The 19529-nt window shown below is 67.4% G+C and carries 18 protein-coding genes; 10 read left to right on the plus strand and 8 right to left on the minus strand.

The genetic code is table 11. The features are described 5' to 3' along the window. On the minus strand, positions 1-226 hold a 226-nt coding region (infC, locus tag AC1DWT_RS41100; RefSeq protein ID WP_477925064.1), incomplete at its 3' end, for a translation initiation factor IF-3. A 401-nt stretch (positions 227-627) separates the two neighbouring features. Here infC and AC1DWT_RS41105 point away from each other — a divergent pair. Both AC1DWT_RS41105 and AC1DWT_RS41110 read left to right on the plus strand, forming a co-directional pair. Beyond that, complete coding sequence (locus AC1DWT_RS41105) at positions 628-1011, plus strand: DUF1844 domain-containing protein (RefSeq protein WP_072949283.1); 384 nt, start codon at positions 628-630, stop codon at positions 1009-1011. Between the two features lie 34 nt (positions 1012-1045). Next, complete coding sequence (locus tag AC1DWT_RS41110) at positions 1046-1459, plus strand: DUF1801 domain-containing protein (protein WP_072949285.1); 414 nt, start codon at positions 1046-1048, stop codon at positions 1457-1459. 7 nt (positions 1460-1466) lie between these two features. Here the strand turns inward: AC1DWT_RS41110 and AC1DWT_RS41115 are convergent, their stop codons facing one another. Beyond that, positions 1467-2168 carry a helix-turn-helix transcriptional regulator gene (locus tag AC1DWT_RS41115; protein WP_072949287.1) on the minus strand — a complete coding sequence of 234 codons (702 nt, stop codon included), beginning with the start codon at positions 2166-2168 and terminating at the stop codon, positions 1467-1469. Positions 2169-2288: 120 nt separating this feature from the next. Between AC1DWT_RS41115 and AC1DWT_RS41120 the strand changes: the two genes are divergently transcribed. Continuing rightward, positions 2289-3035: an alpha/beta fold hydrolase gene (locus AC1DWT_RS41120; RefSeq protein ID WP_072949336.1), complete on the plus strand. Its 747-nt coding sequence runs from the start codon at positions 2289-2291 to the stop codon at positions 3033-3035. 6 nt (positions 3036-3041) lie between these two features. Here AC1DWT_RS41120 and uvrA read toward each other — a convergent pair whose 3' ends face one another. Next, a complete protein-coding gene (uvrA, locus tag AC1DWT_RS41125) occupies positions 3042-6035 on the minus strand; it encodes an excinuclease ABC subunit UvrA (RefSeq protein ID WP_477925059.1) in 2994 nt (997 codons plus the stop codon). A gap of 151 nt (positions 6036-6186) precedes the next feature. Here uvrA and AC1DWT_RS41130 point away from each other — a divergent pair, with 151 nt between their 5' ends. From AC1DWT_RS41130 to AC1DWT_RS41145, 4 genes are all read left to right on the plus strand, one after another. Beyond that, positions 6187-6876, plus strand: coding sequence for an MBL fold metallo-hydrolase (locus tag AC1DWT_RS41130; protein WP_072949291.1), 690 nt, complete (start codon positions 6187-6189; stop codon positions 6874-6876). Between the two features lie 168 nt (positions 6877-7044). Beyond that, positions 7045-7974 carry a DoxX family protein gene (locus AC1DWT_RS41135; protein ID WP_072949293.1) on the plus strand — a complete coding sequence of 310 codons (930 nt, stop codon included), beginning with the start codon at positions 7045-7047 and terminating at the stop codon, positions 7972-7974. Between the two features lie 146 nt (positions 7975-8120). After that, the gene (locus tag AC1DWT_RS41140; protein ID WP_072949295.1) at positions 8121-10403 is read left to right on the plus strand and encodes a HelD family protein; all 2283 of its coding nucleotides are present in this window, start codon (positions 8121-8123) and stop codon (positions 10401-10403) included. Next, positions 10400-10786, plus strand: a complete 387-nt coding sequence (locus tag AC1DWT_RS41145; RefSeq protein WP_206012635.1) for a DUF732 domain-containing protein — start codon at positions 10400-10402, stop codon at positions 10784-10786. The genes AC1DWT_RS41140 and AC1DWT_RS41145 overlap by 4 nt, the downstream gene beginning before the upstream one ends. 11 nt (positions 10787-10797) lie before the next feature. On the opposite strand, the gene AC1DWT_RS41150 is transcribed toward AC1DWT_RS41145, so the two are convergent. The 3 genes from AC1DWT_RS41150 to uvrB form a co-directional block, all read right to left on the minus strand. After that, complete coding sequence (locus AC1DWT_RS41150; RefSeq protein ID WP_005247414.1) at positions 10798-11250, minus strand: universal stress protein; 453 nt, start codon at positions 11248-11250, stop codon at positions 10798-10800. A gap of 189 nt (positions 11251-11439) precedes the next feature. Then, a complete protein-coding gene (locus AC1DWT_RS41155) occupies positions 11440-12312 on the minus strand; it encodes an SCO6745 family protein (protein WP_072949299.1) in 873 nt (290 codons plus the stop codon). Between the two features lie 46 nt (positions 12313-12358). After that, the gene (gene uvrB / locus AC1DWT_RS41160; protein ID WP_072949301.1) at positions 12359-14521 is read right to left on the minus strand and encodes an excinuclease ABC subunit UvrB; all 2163 of its coding nucleotides are present in this window, start codon (positions 14519-14521) and stop codon (positions 12359-12361) included. A 79-nt stretch (positions 14522-14600) separates the two neighbouring features. On the opposite strand from uvrB, the gene AC1DWT_RS41165 reads away from it, so the two are divergent. Beyond that, complete coding sequence (locus tag AC1DWT_RS41165) at positions 14601-15119, plus strand: ribonuclease FAU-1 family protein (protein WP_072949303.1); 519 nt, start codon at positions 14601-14603, stop codon at positions 15117-15119. A 1-nt stretch (position 15120) separates the two neighbouring features. Here AC1DWT_RS41165 and coaE read toward each other — a convergent pair whose 3' ends face one another. Further along, positions 15121-16335 (minus strand): dephospho-CoA kinase, encoded by a 1215-nt coding sequence (coaE, locus tag AC1DWT_RS41170; protein ID WP_072949305.1) that lies wholly within the window; start codon positions 16333-16335, stop codon positions 15121-15123. 167 nt (positions 16336-16502) lie between these two features. Here coaE and AC1DWT_RS41175 point away from each other — a divergent pair, with 167 nt between their 5' ends. Beyond that, positions 16503-16721 (plus strand): hypothetical protein, encoded by a 219-nt coding sequence (locus AC1DWT_RS41175; RefSeq protein ID WP_072949307.1) that lies wholly within the window; start codon positions 16503-16505, stop codon positions 16719-16721. Between the two features lie 161 nt (positions 16722-16882). On the opposite strand, the gene rpsA is transcribed toward AC1DWT_RS41175, so the two are convergent. Beyond that, positions 16883-18367, minus strand: coding sequence for a 30S ribosomal protein S1 (rpsA, locus tag AC1DWT_RS41180; protein ID WP_012687956.1), 1485 nt, complete (start codon positions 18365-18367; stop codon positions 16883-16885). Between the two features lie 251 nt (positions 18368-18618). Between rpsA and AC1DWT_RS41185 the strand changes: the two genes are divergently transcribed. Further along, on the plus strand, positions 18619-19500 hold the full coding sequence (locus tag AC1DWT_RS41185; RefSeq protein WP_477925063.1) for a class I SAM-dependent methyltransferase: 882 nt from the start codon (positions 18619-18621) through the stop codon (positions 19498-19500). The last annotated feature ends 29 nt before the right edge of the window (positions 19501-19529 follow it).

A 19529-nucleotide genomic window follows, 5' to 3' on the forward strand; every position in this document is an offset into this window, starting at 1 on the left:
ACTCACGAGCCTTCTGCGCGGCCTCGTACTTGAACTTGCCGTAGTCCATGATCTTGCAGACCGGCGGGCGAGCGTCGGGGGCCACCTCGACCAGGTCGAGATCGGCCTCGAGGGCCAAGCGGAGTGCATCTTCAACACGCACGATGCCAACCTGTTCACCTCCGGGTCCGACGAGGCGGACCTCGGGAACTCGGATGCGATCGTTGATGCGGGTCTCAGTGCTGATGGGGCCTCCTAGGTTGAACGGTCTTGTCTCGAGACCGCCAGCAGCCCGTACGCCCGGATTCCCAACAAAAAAGCCCCGCTGCGGTGAATGACTCTCACCATGCGGGGCCCGATGTCGACCGATCAGACGAACTCACGGCTCACGCCGATCCCTCATCTCCTCACACTCGAGGAACTCGAGCCGAGTAACCTCGGACCGAGCGACCGGACCACTGAGCTGCAGTTTTACCTGCCGCGCAGAGGTGGGAGTCGGACTCCACTTGCTGCCCCCGACAAATCCGAAGGCGGTCGTTGCACCAAGGGTAACATTTGCGCACGTCGCGAGCTAATCGATGCCGGGACGTTGCGTCCCACGGCCACCTGGCCGCCATGTCATCGGCCGCTGGTGGAATCCTCTAGGGCATGACGGACAACATCGATGACACCCCGAACGACGGCACCGTGAGCGGCGGTGACCAGAATACCGACGTCCGGGAACTGGCCGACGTTCCCTCGGTCGAGGTCATCAGCCGGGCCGCGGTCATGCTCATGAGTTCGGCAGCCGAGAAACTCGGCCTGTCCGACGCCGACCCCGACTCCAGCCCCCACCGCGACCTCGACGAGGCCCGACGAGTCATCACGGCCCTCGCAGGCCTGGTGACCGCGTCCATCGAGTACCTCGGACCGCACGCGGGGCCGATCCGCGAAGGCCTGCAGGCACTGCAGCGCGCGTTCCGCGAAGCGTCTTCGCACCCGGACGAGCCCGGCAAGGGTCCGGGTGAGAAGTACACCGGACCGGTGTACTGAGAGACGGCAGGCACCGAGATGGCGGGGTACTGAGATGGCGGGCCGCAACAAGACCGAGCAGACTTCGGCCGGCGTCGACGAGTTTCTCGCCACGGTCGTCGACCCGGTGAAGCGCGCCGACAGCGCACGACTGGTGGAACTGCTCACCGCCGCGACGGGAGAGCCCGCCGCGATGTGGGGAACCAGCATCGTCGGATTCGGCTCCCGCCACTACCGGTACGCCAGCGGCCACGAGGGCGACACCGCCCTGATCGGATTCTCGCCGCGGGCGGCGGCACTCACCCTGTATCTCTCCCTCGACTTCACCGAGCACGAGGCCGAACTCGCCGCGCTCGGCAAGCACAAGGTCGGCAAGGGCTGCCTCTACGTCAAGAAACTCGCCGACGTCGACGAGTCGGTTCTCGTCTCGCTGGTGAACCGATCCGTGGCGGCCGCCCGCGCGCTCTGATCGCCCCTCACCGGTCGAACACGGTGCGCGCGTCGGCAGGCGGTTCGCCGAAGAGGTCCGGATCGCGCGGGACGAACGACCGGCCGGTGAGGGTGGCGTCGGAGACCCGGTCCAACCGGAACCAGCGCACACCCGCCCGGCTCAGGCACCACGCGACGAGGAACCACGACCCCCGCGTGTGCGCGAGAAGGTGCGGTTCGACGACCCGCTCGGTGCGGCCGCCGTCCCGGTCGACGTACCGCAGGGACACCATCAGTTCGCGCTGCACACCGTCTTCGACGACGCGTCGGATGCGGGGTTCCGCACTTCCTCCGGTGGTCTCTCGCCGGATCCACACCTTCCCGCCGAGTTGCTCCACCCGCTCCCTCGACTCCGCGTCCATCACGTCGAGCAGCTTGGCGAGCGCGGCCCGCCCGTCGGTCGCGAACGGCGCATCACGGAAGGCCGTGAGGGCGAGAGCCACCGAGACCGCCTGAGCGGGAGTGAAATTCACCGGCGGCAACGTGCCGTTCCCAATGATCCCGTATCCCCCACCCGGTCCGGCAGTGGCCCGGATCGGGGCGCCCGAGGACTGCAGTACGACGATGTCCCGCTTGATCGTGCGGGGCGTCACCTCGAATTGCGCCGCCAACTGCTCTGCCGTCCGGCCCCGGTCACCCGCGCGGCGCAATTCTTCCGTCAGGGCGTGGAGGCGTGCGGGGCGGTCCATGAGGGCAGTCTGCCGAACGTCCACGACAATGTCCCGATTCTCGTCGGACCGATTCCGTTATGCGACTGTGACGAATACGGTGACACGCTGATGTCACCGTTGCGGGTTCACTCTTGTCTCATGACTCGGACAAGCGAAGTACACGGCAGCACAGGCACTCACATCATTCTGGTCCCCGGATTCTGGCTCGGCGCTTGGGCCTGGGAGGCAGTGGAATCCGACCTGACCCGGCAGGGACATCACGTCACCGCGGTGACGTTGCCGGGACTCGACTCCACCGGCAGCGACCGCACCGGCGTCCGGCTGAACGACCACGTCGCCGCGATCACGGAGGCCATCACGAACACACCGTCGTCGGAGCGGGTGGTGCTCGTGGCGCACAGCGGCGCGGGGCCGGTTGCGTACGCGGTGAGCGATCGGGTGCCCGACCGACTCGCCCGCATCGTCTACGTCGACTCGGGACCAGTGCAGAGCGGCACCGCGCTGCGCGACGATCTCGACCCGGCGGTCGCCGAGATTCCGTTGCCGTCGTGGTCCGAACTCGAGGCCGAAGGCAGCAGTCTCGACGGACTCGACGACGACACGCTCGACACGTTCCGCAACCGGGCGGTGCCCATGCCCGCCGGACCTGCGAGGGACACGGTCGAACTCACCGACAGCAGGCGGCTGGACGTGCCGACCACGGTGATCTGCACCAGTTTCCCGTCGGAGGTCATCCAGCAGATGGCCGTAGCGGGTCATCCGATGGCGGCCGAACTCGCGCAGATCGCGAAGGTCGACTACGTCGATCTGCCGACGGGACACTGGCCGATGTGGTCGCGGCCCGCAGACCTCGCGACCGCGATCGACGCGGCCGCGAGAGTCTGACCGGATTCAGCTGACTGCTGCGGCCTTCTTCGGCGCCCGCTTACGCGGTGTCGCCGTGGCGGCCGCGGCAGTCTTCTTCGCCGACGCGGACTTCCGCGTCGGCGAAGACTTGACTGCCTTCGACTTCGCCGGAACGGGTGCCGGCACCGCGAGGACATTCTCGAGGAACCGTCCCGTGTAACTCTCCGGAACCTGCGCCACGTCCTCCGGGGTGCCTTGCGCGACGACGGTTCCGCCACCGGACCCACCCTCCGGCCCCATGTCGACCACCCAGTCGGACGTCTTGATCACATCGAGGTTGTGCTCGATCACGATCACCGTGTTGCCCTTGTCGACCAACCCGTTGACGACCCCGAGCAGCTTCCGGATGTCCTCGAAGTGCAGACCCGTCGTGGGCTCGTCGAGGATGTACACCGTGCGGCCCGTCGAACGTTTCTGCAGTTCGGCGGCGAGCTTCACGCGCTGCGCCTCACCACCGGACAGCGTGGGCGCGGGCTGACCGAGCCGCACGTACCCGAGACCGACCTCGACGAGGGTCTTGAGGTAGCGGTGGATCGACGTGATGGGCTCGAAGAATTCCGCGGCTTCCTCGATCGGCATGTCCAGGACCTCGGCGATGGTCTTGCCCTTGTAATGGACCTCGAGCGTCTCGCGGTTGTACCGGGCACCGTGGCAGACCTCGCACGGCACGTACACATCGGGCAGGAAGTTCATCTCGATCTTCAGCGTGCCGTCGCCGGAGCAGGCCTCGCACCGGCCGCCCTTGACGTTGAACGAGAACCGGCCGGGCTGGTAGCCGCGCACCTTCGACTCGGTGGTGGCGGCGAACAGGGTGCGGATCTTGTCGAACACCCCGGTGTAGGTGGCCGCGTTGGACCGCGGGGTGCGGCCGATCGGCGACTGGTCGACCTGCACGAGCTTGTCCAGCTGGTCGAGCCCGTTGATGCGGGTGTGCCTGCCGGGCACCTGCCGCGCGCCGTTGAGCTTATTCGCCATGACCGTCGCGAGGATGTCGTTGACGAGCGTCGACTTACCGGACCCGGACACGCCGGTGACCGACGTGAGCACGCCCAGAGGGAAGCTGACGTCGATGCCGCCCAGGTTGTGTTCGCGCGCGCCGACGACCGTGACCTGCCGCTTGCGATCGACCGGACGGCGGATCGCGGGAATCTCGATGTGACTGCGGCCCGACAGGTAGGCGCCGGTGAGGGATTCCTCGCAGTCGAGCAGTTCCTGGTACGGCCCGCTGTGGACGACCTTGCCGCCGTGCTCGCCGGCGAGCGGTCCGATGTCGACCACCCAGTCGGACGTGCGGATGGTGTCTTCGTCGTGTTCGACCACGATCAGCGTGTTCCCGAGGTCGCGCAGGCGCGTCAGGGTCTCGATGAGACGCCGGTTGTCGCGCTGGTGCAGACCGATCGACGGCTCGTCGAGCACGTACAGCACGCCGACCAGACCCGAGCCGATCTGGGTGGCGAGACGGATGCGCTGCGCCTCGCCACCGGACAGGGTGCCGGCGGCGCGGGCGAGGGAGAGGTACTCGAGGCCGACGTCGAGGAGGAAGCCGAGTCGGGCCTGGACCTCCTTGAGCACCTGACCGGCGATGGCCTCCTCGCGGCTGCCCAGCGTGAGGCTGTTCAGGAAGTCGGCGCAATCGGAGATCGACAGTTCACAGACCTCGGCGATCGACTTCATCCCGAACTTCTCGTTCGCGATCGTGACCGACAGGATCTCGGGACGCAGGYGCGCACCCCCGCACGCGGGACAGGGGGTGTCCCGCATGTAGCCGTCGTAGCGTTCCTTCATCTGGTCGGACTCGGTCTGCTCGAGCCTGCGGTGCAGGAACGGCATGACGCCCTCGAACTCGGCGTAGTAGGAACGGGTACGCCCGTACCGGTTCTTGTAGCGGACGTGGACCTGCTCCTCACTGCCCTCGAGGATCGCCCGACGCGCCTTCGCCGGGAGCTTGTTCCACGGCGTCTTCATGTCGAAGCCGAGAATGTCGCCGAGGCCGGACAGCAGCCGACCGAAGTATTCGGAACTCTGCCCCATCGACCACGGCGCGATGGCCCCGTCCTCGAGCGACAACTCGGGGTCGGGAACGACGAGGTCCGGGTCGACCTCCTTGCGGATTCCGAGGCCGGTGCACTCGGGGCAGGCACCGTACGGGGAGTTGAAGGAGAACGACCGGGGCTCGAGGTCGTCGATGGACAGCGCGTGGCCGTTGGGGCACGCCAGCTTCTCCGAGAACCGTCGCTCCCGGTCTGCGGCATTCTCCTCGCGGTCGACGAAGTCGAGGACGACGATGCCCTCCGCCAGCCGCAGCGCGGTCTCGACGGAATCGGTGAGCCGCTGCTTGGAACCGGCCTTGACGGTGAGGCGGTCGACGACCACCTCGATGTCGTGCTTCTCCTGCTTCTTGAGCTTGGGCGGTTCGGACAGCGGATACACCACGCCGTCGACCCGCACACGTGAGTAGCCCTGCATGTTGAGCTGGTCGAACAGATCGACGAATTCACCCTTGCGGGTACGCACGACGGGGGCGAGCACCTGGAAGCGGGTGCCTTCCTCCATCTCCAGAACCTGGTCGACGATCTGCTGCGGCGTCTGCCGCGCGATCTGCTCCCCACAGACCGGGCAGTGTGCGGTGCCGGCCCGGGCATAGAGCAGACGGAGGTAGTCGTAGACCTCGGTGATGGTGCCGACCGTCGACCGTGGGTTCCGGTTGGTCGACTTCTGGTCGATGGACACCGCGGGCGACAGACCTTCGATGAAGTCGACGTCGGGCTTGTCCATCTGACCGAGGAACTGGCGCGCGTACGCCGACAGCGACTCGACGTAGCGTCGCTGGCCCTCGGCGAAGATCGTGTCGAACGCCAGACTCGACTTGCCCGAGCCCGACAACCCGGTGAACACGATCAGGCTGTCGCRGGGCAGATCGAGATCGACCCCTCGCAGATTGTGCTCACGGGCACCCCGCACGATAAGGCGATCCGCCACTCCAAGTCCCTTCATTGTTCGACAGCCGAGGACGCACGTGGACGCTCAGCCCTCTGGCCGTGCCATGGTAAGCCGGGGCACCGACACGTTCTGGGGGACGGATGGCCGCCCTGCCACTCACCTGCCTGTATTCGACGGTAGCCTCCCCATCATGACCGAGCAGCCCATGGTGATAGAAGACTCGTACACCGGCCACGTCTCCCCCGGTTCGGCGCCGCAGCGCCGCACGGTTCCGGGAGCCACGATCACGAAGATGTCCGTCGGCCCCATGGACAACAACGTGTACCTGGTCGTCTGTTCCGCAACCGGAAAATCCGTCCTCATCGACGCCGCCAACGAGGCGGACCGCGTCAACCAACTTATCGGCGAACACGCGCCGTCGCTCGACCTGATCGTCACCACGCACCAGCACGGCGACCACTGGCTGGCGCTCGAGGACGTCGCGGCGGCCACCCGCGTGGACACCGCCGCCCATCCACTCGACGCCGACGCACTGCCCGTCCGGCCCGACCGCCTCCTCGAGGACGGCGACACAGTCACCGTCGGCGAGGTCACCCTCGACGTGATTCACCTCGCCGGCCACACCCCCGGCTCCGTCGCGCTCGCACTCACCGAAGCAGGCGGCGGACGCACCCACCTGTTCACCGGCGACTCCCTCTTCCCCGGCGGCGTCGGCAAGACCGCCGACGCGGGCAAGTTCGCATCACTGCTCACCGACGTCGAAACCAAGCTCTTCGGCCGCTACGGCGACGACACCGTCGTCTACCCCGGCCACGGTGACGACACCACCCTCGGCGCCGAGCGCCCCCACCTCGGGGAGTGGCGCGAGCGCGGCTGGTGACCGCATCCGATCGCCGATCACGCACCGCACGGTCCGCGATTGGCGATCGGCCTCCCTGGGTACTGGTGAATGGGCGGACCGTCGGTTCGGCAACACAGTCGTACGCCGACGACTGCCCAGAACTCTCGTTAGTGTGAGACGGGAGAACTCGAGATTGGGAGGCCAGGAATGCTCGTCCGTCGTATCGCTCGCCCACTGCTGTCCGCGATCTTCATCAGCGGAGGGATCGATGCACTTCGAAATCCGGCGCAGAAAGCACAGGCCGCCGCACCACTGATCGACAAGTCCACCGAGGCGCTTCCCGGGTCCGTCACGCAGAAGATCCCGTCCGACCCGGAGACGTTGGTCAAGATCAACGCCGCCGTGCAGATCGGCGGCGGAGTGCTACTCGCCACCGGGAAGGCACCGCGCCTCGCGTCACTCGCGCTCGCAGGCAGCCTCGTGCCCACTACCGTTGTGGGGCACGACTTCTGGAACGAGACCGACCCCGCGAAGAAGGCGGCTCAGCGCACTCAGTTCCTCAAGAACGTGAGCCTGCTCGGCGGACTGCTCATCGCCGCCGTCGACACCGAGGGTAAGCCCTCACTGGGCTGGCGTGGACGCCGCGCCGCCCGGCACGCACAGGAGACCGTGGCCGCGGCCCTGCCCCTCGGCTCCGGTCACGACCATCACGGTCCCGAGATCGGAGAGGCCCTGGCCGCGGCGTCGGAGCGCGCCCGCATCCTGTCCGGTGAGGCCGCCGAGCGTGGGTCCGGCCTCCTCGAGGTCGCGAAAGACCGTGGCACCGAACTCGCGAAGGTCGCGGCGGATCGCGGCGCCGAATGGGCGGAGGTCGCGAAAGAACACGGCGCAGAATGGGCAGAGGTCGCGAAAGAACACGGCGCCGAGTGGGCGGACGTCGCCCGCGAACGCGGCGCGGAACTCGTCGAGGCGGCGAAGGAGCACGGCCCGGAACTGGCCGAGGTCGCCCGCGAGAAGGGCGGCGAATGGGCAGGCACCGCCGCAGAACGCGGTGAGGTGCTGAGCAAGCGGGCCCGCAAGCAAGCGGAAACCGCGCTCGAGAAGGCCAGGGCGAAGCGGGACGAACTGTCCCACTGACCCGGCCCGCGCCGGATATTCGATCTGATCGGCCCCGGAGATCGCCGCTGACCTGCGAAGTCAGCGACACACCTCCGGGGCCGACTAGACTGTCCAGGCACTTTTGCAGCCGATCCGGTTGCARCCGAACCAGTCAAGGAGACCTCTTGCCCGACGAGGACACGTCACGCGACGAGCGCGAGCTCGAGCAGCAGTACGTGACGATGCTCTACACCCGACTGGACGGCCTTCGCCAGTACGCGGCGAACCGGCTGAGCCGTGTACTGCTCGAAACCGGCGGCACCCCGCAGGCGCGGAGCGAGCGCGAGTCCTTCAATCAGCTCTACACCGAAGACCTCGCCAAGTACGACGCCGCCGAGAACGGACTGTGCTTCGGCCGGATCGACCTCGACGGCGAGCACCGCTACGTCGGCCGCCTCGGCATCCTCGACGAGGAGAACGACTACGAGACGATGCTCCTCGATTGGCGTGCGCCCCTTGCCCGCCCGTTCTATCTCGCGACCCCGGCCGCCCCGGACGGCGTCACCCGCCGACGGCACATCCGCACGCGGAGCCGCCGAGTGACCGCCGTCAACGACGAATACCTGGACCTGGCGGCCGCGGAGGCCGCGGGCACGGTGACCGGTTCGGACGGCGTCGCGGGTGAGAGCGCGCTGCTCTCGGCGTTGAACGCTGCCCGCACGGGCCAGATGAACGACATCGTCGAGACGATCCAGGGCGAGCAGGACGCCATCATCCGGTCGGAGCACAAGAGCGTGCTCGTGGTCCAGGGCGGTCCCGGAACCGGCAAGACCGCGGTCGCTCTGCACCGCGCCGCCTACCTGCTCTACACGTATCGCCAGCAGCTCGCGAAGGCCGGCGTCCTCATCATCGGCCCCAACGCCACGTTCCTCGACTACATCGGCCAGGTGCTGCCGTCGCTCGGCGAGACCGGTGTGCTGCTCTCCACCATCGGCGACCTCTACCCCGGTGTCCGCGCCACCGTCGAGGACAGCCTCGACGCCGGCGAGATCAAGGGCTCGCTCGACATGCTGGACGTTCTCAAGAAGGCGGTCCGGGATCGACAGGAAGTGCCGTCGCGGCCCGTGGAACTGACGTTCGACACCTATCGGATCACTCTCGACCGCAAGGTCGTCACCCGCGCTCGTGGCCGGGCGCGGTCGTCCAGACGCCCGCACAACCTGGCCCGTCCCGTCTTCGTCTCCTCGGTCATCGAGGCGCTCGCGCAGCAACTCGCGGACACCCTCGGCGCCAACGTCGTCGACGGCGGGAACCTGCTGAGCCGGGACGACATCGCCGACATGCGCGACGAGATGCGTGAGGACCCCGACATCATGACGGCGATCAGCGCGCTGTGGCCGGAATTGTCGCCGCAGCAGGTCCTCGCCGAGCTGTACGCCTCACCGAAGCGGCTGGCCGATGCCGCCCCGAATCTGACGGAGGCGCAACGTGACTCGCTGCGCCGCCCCGGAATGCGCGGCTTCAGCGCCGCCGACGCCCCGCTCCTCGACGAACTGGCGGAACTCCTCGGCGTCGACGACGCCGCCGAACGGGAGCGCGCCCGTCGCCAGTGGCGGGCACAGATCGCGGACGCCCAGGGCGCCCTGGACATCCTGACCGGTTCGGCGCCGCAGGATCTCGAGGACGAACTGGACCCGGAAATCCTGATGGCGTACGACCTGATCGACGCCAGCCAGCTCGCCGAACGCCACGACGTCGGGCAGCACCAGACCACCGCGGAGCGCGCCGCCGGCGACCGAACGTGGACCTACGGTCACGTGATCGTCGACGAGGCGCAGGAACTCTCGGAGATGGCCTGGCGAATGCTGATGCGGCGCATACCGAATCGCTGGATGACGCTGGTCGGAGACACCGCGCAGACCGGCGACCCGGCGGGAACGTCGTCGTGGCAGCGGATCCTCGAGCCGTATGTCGCGAAGCGGTGGAAGCTGACGGAACTGACCGTCAACTACCGCACACCGGCGGAGATCATGACGTCGGCCCGGCGGGTTCTCGCCGAGATCGACGCCGAGCAGACCGTGCCGCGGTCGGTGCGCGAATCCGGTTTCGCGCCGTGGGCCCTGGAAGTGTCCGAGGCCGAACTGGCAGACACCGTGCGCACCTGCGTGTCCCGGGAAACCGGACCGGGCACCACCGTGGTGATCGGCGGCCACGACCTGGTCGCCGCGCTCGCCGACCTGAGGTCGGACACCGTCAGCGTCCTCACGGTGCGTGACGTCAAGGGATTGGAATTCGACTCGGTGCTCATCGCCGAGCCTCAGGACATTCTCGACGAGTCGCCACGGGGAATGAACGACCTCTACGTCGCCCTGACCCGTGCGACGCAACGACTCGGTGTGGTGCACACGAAGACGTTGCCCGCGGTGCTGTCCGAACTCGGCCCGGCAGAGGTCGGGATCCTGTCGTGACCGCGGGCGGTCGCGGTCGGCTGATCGGGTGTGGTCTCGCCCTCACCACGTTTGCGCTGACCGCGTGCTCGGAGGCCACCGCCTCCGACCCGCCGCCCACCGCCTCGGCGGCATCCACCACCGCCGCATCACACCTGGATGCCCGTGGCCTGCGCTACAAGGAGTCGCTGGTCGCTGCCGGGATTCCGGCGCCGCCCGACGACACGGTCCTGGCGCTCGCCAACGGGATCTGCGGTCAGCTGTCCGAGGGGACCGACGAGGCGACGATCCTCGCGCATCTGGCGCCGATGGCGCAGTTCGCCTCGGCGACGTCGGATTCCGGCCTCACCACCGAACAGGTGGCGCAGGTGTATCTCGATGCCGCCGAGGCGAATTACTGCTGATCGGTCCGGTGTCAGCGCACCGTGTGGACGATGAGGACGTCGGATGTCGACTTGCGTGCGGCATCGGACGGAACCGACCCGAGGAGCCGCCCGGTGAGGGTGTTGAGTCCACGGTTGCCGATCACCAGGAGACCGGCCTCGACCTCGTCGACCAGGTTCAGCAGCGACTCGACGGGGGCACCGACGACGGCGCGTTCGACGACCTCCTTGGCGCCGGCGGCATGGGCGCGCTCCTTCGCGGTGCGCAGGATCTCGTATGTCGGGGCCGAACCGGTGATCTGGTAGGCCTCGTCACCGAGCGCGTCGGCGGCCTGCCCGACGTCCTTGGGATCGGCCGGGTAGTACGCGCAGGCGATGATCAGCTTGGCACCGGCGTCCCCCGCGATGGCGGCAGCCTTCTCGACGGCCAGAAACGACGACTCGGAGCCATCGGTTCCGACGACAACGGTCCGGTAGGCGCTCATTCATTCCTCCATGTCTGCGGTGGTCAATTGGCCGGGGTCCGGACACAGCTCATGCCTGGGACCCAGCAGCCACTGCGCTGACCCTAGCCGTCCCGGTGCCCTCATAGGTGCATTTGCAACACATGCCACAGGGGATATCCCCGGTGCATGACGGATCACATTTTCCATGCGCCCGGGCTGTGATCGGTGTCAGCGGGACACGGCGACCTTGGGACCGAACACGCCGGCCGGGAACACTCCCGCCGCGACGATCGCGTCACGCCACGGGGTCGCGAGTTCGACGAGCCGGGCCGCCCCGTCCTCCCCCAGTGCCGCCCACGGAGCCAGCGCGAGATCGTCGGTGAGATCCTCGACCAGTTCCCGCAGTTCCGTGCCTTCGGCGGTGAGTTCGCCCCGGGCGTCCAGGATTTCCCGGTCACGCAGACTGTCGCACGCGGAGTCCCACTGCTCCTGGGTCCAGGCGCGGCGGGTGATCGCGAACTTCTTCTGGAACCCGTACCCGGTCGCGGTGTGGGTGATCAACGATTCGAGTCCGCTCAGACCCGCCGTCTGCAGCGCAGCGATGTGACCGTCGCCGCGGTACTCCCGCAGCACGGTGAGGGCATGCCAGAACGCGACGTGCGGTGAGTCCGGCCACTCCACTTCCGTGTAGCCCGCGCAGAGCGGCCTGCCCTCGACACCCGGGATACCCCGCGCCGCAATCGACGCCAGTTCGGCCGCCTCGGCCATCTCCGGCGACGTCGTCACCGATTCACCGAGCAGTCGCGCATACGCCTCGCCGACCGCCCGGTACCGGGCCTCGACGATCGCCGCGGGCGTGGCCAGACCCCAGGCACGCGGAATGATCGACGCGACCGCGGCGGGGCTGAAGTTGAAGAACGTCGCCGTGACAACACCGGCACCGACCGCGCCCATCGGCGCGGAACGTCCGGCGAAGTAGCTCATCCGACCCGGTTCCAACCCCGCCTCGACCAGCCGTTCCTCGACCTCGGGAACGAAATAGCTGAGCGAATGAAGCAATTCCAGGGACCGAGCGGTGCGACCTGCGTTGTGTGCATCCATATGTGCGACCGTAATGCTGTGCGACCGTACTGCCTCGGCGCCCTCGCTATTTCAGGCCCGCGGCATCCATGCCGCGCAACTCCTTCTTCAGATCGGCGATCTCGTCGCGCAGCCGCCCGGCGAGTTCGAACTGCAGATCACGGGCGGCGTTCATCATCTGATCGGTCAATTCCTTGACCAGGTCGGCCAACTCCGCCCTGGGCATCGACTTCGTGTCGCGGCCCTCGTACACGCCGGCGCTGACCGAGCGTCCGGCCTCGCCCTGCGCACGACGCCCGCGGGTGGCGTTGCGTCCGGAACCGCCGACGTCGACGCCGCTGGCCGTATCGTCGGCTTCCTCGTAGACCTGGTCGAGGATGTCGGCGATCTTCTTCCGCAGCGGCTGCGGATCGACACCCATCTTCTCGTTGTAGGCGACCTGCTTCTCCCGGCGCCGCTCGGTCTCCTCGATGGCGTGCTGCATCGAGTCGGTGATCTTGTCGGCGTACATGTGCACCTGACCGGAGACGTTACGAGCCGCCCGGCCGATCGTCTGGATGAGGCTGGTCGAACTCCGCAGGAAGCCCTCCTTGTCGGCGTCCAGGATGGCCACCAACGAGACCTCGGGCAGGTCGAGACCCTCACGCAGCAGGTTGATACCCACCAGAACGTCGTACTCCCCCAGCCGCAGCTGCCGGAGCAGCTCCACCCGCCGCAACGTGTCGATGTCCGAGTGCAGATACCGCACCCGGATACCGAGCTCGAGGAGGTAATCGGTGAGGTCTTCCGCCATCTTCTTCGTCAACGTGGTGACGAGGACGCGCTCGTCACGGTCCGCACGTTCGCGGATCTCGTGCACCAGGTCGTCGATCTGCCCCTTGGTCGGTTTGACGACCACCTCGGGGTCGACGAGACCGGTCGGGCGGATGACCTGCTCGACGAACTCGCCGCCGGCCTGCCCCAGCTCGTACTTGCCCGGAGTGGCCGACAGATACACCGTCTGCCCGATGCGCTGGGTGAACTCCTCCCACGTCAGCGGGCGGTTGTCGGTGGCCGACGGCAACCGGAACCCGAATTCGACTAGGTTCCGCTTGCGCGACATGTCGCCCTCGTACATCGCGCCGATCTGCGGGACCGTCACGTGGGACTCGTCGATGACGAGGAGGAAATCCTCCGGGAAGTAGTCGATCAGCGTGGCGGGCGCCGTGCCCGGTCCACGACCGTCGATGTGCCGCGAATAGTTCTCGATGCCGGAGCAGAACCCGACCTGCTTGATCATCTCGAGGTCGTACTGGGTTCGCATCCGGAGCCGCTGCGCCTCGAGCAGCTTGCCCTTGTTCTCGAGGTCGGCGAGCCGCTCCTCGAGTTCGGCTTCGATGTCCTTGACGGCGCGTTCCATCCGCTCGGGACCGGCGACGTAGTGCGTCGCCGGGAAGATGCGCACCGAGTCGACCTTCCGCACGACGTTCCCGGTGAGGGGATGCAGGTAGTACAGCGCCTCGATCTCGTCGCCGAAGAACTCGATCCGCACCGCCAGTTCCTCGTACGAGGGAATGATCTCGACCGTGTCACCGCGCACCCGGAAGGATCCGCGGGTGAACGCCAGGTCGTTGCGGGTGTACTGCACGTCGACCAGCAACCTCAGGAGGGCGTCGCGCGGCACCTCCACACCGACCTCGAGCTGCACCGAGCGGTCGAGGTACGACTGCGGAGTACCGAGACCGTAGATGCACGACACGGACGCCACCACGACCACGTCCCGCCGCGACAGCAGGCTCGACGTCGCGGAGTGCCGCAGTCGCTCGACGTCGTCGTTGATCGACGAGTCCTTCTCGATGTAGGTGTCGGTCTGCGCGATGTACGCCTCGGGCTGGTAGTAGTCGTAGTACGAGACGAAGTACTCGACGGAGTTGTTGGGCAGCATGTCGCGCAACTCGTTGGCCAACTGCGCGGCGAGCGTCTTGTTGGGCGCCATCACCAACGTGGGTCGCTGCACCTTCTCGATCAGCCACGCCGTGGTGGCCGATTTACCCGTACCGGTGGCGCCGAGCAGGACCACGTCCTTCTCACCCGCGTTGATCCGGCGTTCCAGGTCCGCGATCGCCGTCGGCTGGTCGCCGGCCGGTTTGTGGTCGCTGACGACCTCGAAACGCGCCTCCGACCGCTCGATCTCCCCGATGGGACGGAACTCGGAATGTGCCACCACGGGGTGCTCGGATGCAAACGCCATGCACCCAGGGTAGGCCGGGGGGCCGACAAACTTCCCGGGCGATCTCCGTCGGCTGAAAAATCGCGGTAGGTTCCCTGCCATGGCAGGCGCGATTCACGACATCCACCCACCGAAGGTCGAGTACTTCGACCTCCGCGATCACACCAACACCGACCCCAAGGGTTTCGTCCGTCACGTCGACCACTACCGCGTCGAGCCGTGGGGGCTGTACATGGCACGCACCTCCGACCACCGGCAGTTCCACTACCTGGAGTCGTGGCTGCTCCCCGACCTGGGGCTGCGCGCGTCGATCTTCCATTACCACCCGTATCACCAGCGCGATCAGGACCACTACGTCGACATCGGCACGTTCACCCGCGGCGAGAACGTGTGGAAGTCGGAGGACCACTACCTGGATCTGGTCATCCGCACCGGCCGCGACACCGAACTCCTCGACGTCGACGAACTGATGGAGGCGCACCGCGCCGGCCTACTCGACGCCGCGACGGCCGAGCAGGCGATCCTCGCCGCCACCACGGCGATCGACGGAATCGCCGCACACGGCCACGACCTCGGCGGCTGGCTGGCTTCGATCGGCATGCCGATCGACTGGCGGTGACCTACGCGCTCCAGCCGGTTCGCTCGGCCCACTCCCACGCCCGGTGATACGCGCGGTCGAACCACGGGCTCTTCGCGTCGACGTAGGCGGTGATCGCGTCCTGATAGTCGGTGTGACCAGCCGCCTTCTCCGCCGCGGCCTCCTTGACCGCGAGGTACTCGGCGCGGGCGTCGATGTCCGCGCCGAGCCAGTCCCGGAACACGAGCGCGAACTGCTGCCCGGGCCACCCGTCGACCCGGAGGTGGATGTTCACGGGCCGCCCCGGATCAGCGCCGCCGTGGATTCGCTTGCCCCACAGAGCCGGATCGGTCTCGCCGCCCTGATACGAGGGCTTCGGGTCGTCGGCGGTGATGTGCTCGATGCGGGGGAACCCGGCGCCCGCGAGTGATTCCGCGAGTTCGTCCGCGACCTCGAGGTTCGCGACCGTCACCTGGACATCGAGGACGTCCTTGGCAGGCAACCCCGCCACGGCCGTCGACCCGATGTGGTCGATCCGGACGGCGCGGTCGCCGCACACCAGCCGCAACCGGGCGATCAACCGGTCGGCCTGGGCAGGCCACTGCGGATTCGGCGAGGCGAGTTCGGGCAGGACACGGACGACGGTCCGCGTGCGGATGTTGGACTCGAAGGGCACGAGACGCTCGGCCCACAGTGCCCGGACCTCCGGCTCGAGCGCACCCGGGGCGCCGCTGTTGTCGAGCCGGACGTCGGCCGCCGCCCGCCGTTGATCGTCGTCCGCCTGGGCTGCGATCCGCGCCCGCGCGTCGGTCTCGGACATCCCCCGCGATCCGACGAGTCGCTGCACCCGGTCCTCGGCGTCGACGAACACGACGACGACCAGGTGGAACGCGGCACCCATGCCGCCCTCGACCAGCAGCGGAATGTCCTGGACGAGCACGGCGTCCTCCGGCGCCGACTCGATCGTCTCGGTGGTGCGCGCCCCGACCAGCGGGTGGACGATGGAATTCAGCGCCAGCCGCGATTCTTCGTCGGCGAAGGCGCGGGCCGCCAGGGCCGGCCGGTCGAGCGCGCCGTCCGCTGTCAGGATCTCCGCGCCGAACCGGTCGACGAGGGCAGCGAGGCCGGGCGTTCCGGGTTCGACGACCTCCCGCGCGATCAGATCGGCGTCGACGATCACCGCCCCGAGTTCGGCGAGGACCTTCGACACGGTGGACTTACCGGCTCCTATGCCTCCAGTGAGGCCGATTCTCAACACGCCCCCAGTGTTGCACCCGCCCGCAACGACGACGCACGTCCCTCCCAGATCTCCACCCACTTCCCGCTCAGCAGACTCACCTGCCCCAAATACCACAGAAGTCCGACACGTTCGGTTATGTTCGAGCGAACGCACCGACCTGCACCTTCTCCAAGAAGAGGAACGCCATGCGCGATCACCGCAACCAGTTCGGTCGGCACCGCCTCGGCACTGCAGGCGGGGTGCATTGCATCGAGATCCCAGAGGTGGCTTCCGCGCTCGCCGAGCATCGCCGGACCTGGCTCACGGCACTCATCAGCCAAGGCAGGCACAGCTTCGCGACGATGCGCAAGCGCGCCGAGGTGCAGTCCTCGTCCGGTTACTGGATTCCCGCAACGGCGAACTGAGCGTCCGAGCACCACCCACGCACTGTGGCCCGACCTCCGAAGAGGTTGGGCCACAGTCGTATTCAGCGCAGTCACAGTGAGGGGTCCCGCAACGGCGAAACCCCGCCCCTGCAGTGCAGGAGCGGGGTCTTCGGCTGTGCCTGACGAGTCAGGCGGACTTGCTAGGCGTTGCCCGACAGCTTCTCGCGCAGAGCAGCGAGCTGTGCGTCGCTGGCCAGCGATCCACCGGCAGACTCGGACGACGAGGAGCTGGAGGACGAAGCGGCGTCGGCGTCGCCGGCACCCGACTCGGAGGAGTAGCCGGCAGCAGCGGTGGCAGCCTCGGCGGCCTCGTCTGCAGCGGTCTTCTCCATCTGAGCGGTGTGCATCTTGTGACGACGCTCAGCCTCGGCGTAGCGGTTCTCCCACTCTTCACGCTGCTTGTCGAAGCCCTCGAGCCATTCGTTGGTCTCGGGATCGAAGCCCTCGGGGAAGATGTAGTTGCCCTGCTCGTCGTAGCTGTCCGCCATGCCGTACTTGGACGGATCGAACTCGGCGTTGTAGTCCTCGTTGGCCTGCTTCAGCGACAGCGAGATGCGACGACGTTCGAGGTCGATGTCGATGACCTTGACGAGTGCATCGTCGTTGACGCCGACAACCTGGTCCGGAACCTCCACGTGGCGCTCGGCCAGCTCGGAGATGTGGACGAGGCCTTCGATTCCCTCTTCGACGCGCACGAAGGCACCGAACGGAACCAGCTTCGTGACCTTGCCGGGCACGATCTGGCCGATGGCGTGCGTGCGGGCGAACTGACGCCACGGGTCTTCCTGGGTCGCCTTGAGCGACAGGGAGACACGCTCGCGGTCCAGGTCGACGTCGAGAACCTCGACGGTGACCTCGGTGCCGACCTCGACAACCTCGGACGGGTGGTCGATGTGCTTCCAGGACAGCTCGGACACGTGCACCAGGCCGTCGACGCCGCCCAGGTCCACGAAGGCACCGAAGTTGACGATGGAGGACACGACGCCCTTGCGGACCTGGCCCTTCTGCAGCTGGTGCAGGAACTCGCTGCGAACCTCGGACTGCGTCTGCTCGAGCCATGCGCGGCGCGAGAGGACGACGTTGTTGCGGTTCTTGTCGAGCTCGATGATCTTGGCCTCGATCTCCTTGCCGACGTACGGCTGCAGATCGCGGACACGGCGCATCTCGACGAGCGAAGCGGGAAGGAAGCCACGCAGGCCGATGTCGAGGATCAGGCCGCCCTTGACGACCTCGATGACGGTGCCCTTGACGGCCTCGTCCTTCTCCTTGAGCTCCTCGATGGTGCCCCAGGCACGCTCGTACTGAGCGCGCTTCTTCGACAGGATCAGTCGGCCTTCCTTGTCCTCCTTGGTGAGGACGAGAGCTTCGACCTCATCGCCCACGGAGACGACCTCGTTGGGGTCGACGTCGTGCTTGATGGAGAGCTCACGGGAAGGGATGACGCCTTCGGTCTTGTAACCGATGTCGAGCAGGACCTCGTCACGATCGACCTTGACGATGGTGCCTTCGACGATGTCGCCATCGTTGAAGTACTTGATCGTTGCGTCGATGGCGGCGAGGAAGTCCTCGGCGGAGCCGATGTCGTTTACGGCTACCTGCGGCGAGGTCACGGTGGTGGAGGGCATGTGTTGAGTTGCTCCGGACGGGTTGTGGTCGGTTGATGGTGTTCTGTCGGACAAGCAACCTGAACCGACGAAAACATTCCCGCCGAATCAGATCACCGCAAGCGCAAGGAACGACACCCGACTGGAACCGAACAAACTCGAACTGAACCGAATCCGATGCCGCACACTTAGACACTCGCGTGGAATAGGCTACGCGCCCGTGGGCAAGCTGGGCAAACCCGGGCACGTTCCCACGCTCTACTCTGTTGCCCATGCCCGATCCTTGCCCGTCCGATTCTCCCCTCTCCGCCGGAGACGACCGCCACGGCACCGCCAACAGCGTCCTCGGAACGTCGGGGGTGAGCCGCGTCCGCGTCGACTCCGAGTCCAGCGAACGCGCGAGCCGGGCCTGGTGGGACGCCGACGCGGACGACTACCACCGCACGCACGGCGAGTTCCTCGGCGTGGACTCGTCCCAGGGTGAGTTCGTCTGGTGCCCGGAGGGGCTCCACGAAGGCGATTACCACCTCCTCGGTGACGTCGCGGGCAAGGACGTCCTCGAGGTGGGCTGCGGTTCCGCACCCTGTGCGCGGTGGCTGGCCGGCCAGGGCGCCCGGGCCGTCGGGCTCGATCTGTCCATGTCGATGCTGACCCGCGGGGTCGAGGCCATGCGGGCGGGCGGCCCGGCCGTGCCGCTCGTTCATGCCGGAGCCGAGCACCWCCCCTTCGCCGACGCGAGCTTCGACATCGCGTGTTCGGCTTTTGGTGCAGTTCCGTTCGTGGCGGACTCACAGCAGGTGATGAGTGAGGTCGCAAGGGTCCTTCGCCCCGGCGGGCTGTGGGTGTTCGCCGTCAACCACCCGATCCGCTGGATCTTCCCGGACGATCCGGGTCCGCGCGGGCTCACCGCCTCGCTGCCCTACTTCGACCGCACGCCCTACGTGGAGGTCGACGGCGACGGTGTCCCCACCTACGTCGAGCACCACCGGACCATCGGCGATCGGGTCCGCGAGATCGTCGCGGCCGGGCTGGAGGTGCGCGACATCATCGAGCCGGAGTGGCCCGAGTGGCTCGACCGGGAATGGGGGCAGTGGAGCCCGCTGCGGGGACAGATCTTCCCCGGCACCGCCATCTTCAGCTGCCGCAAGCCGTGAGTACTTCTTAACCGCCGGCGGTTAAGAAG

This window comes from Rhodococcus sp. P4_B6 (genome assembly GCF_056402215.1).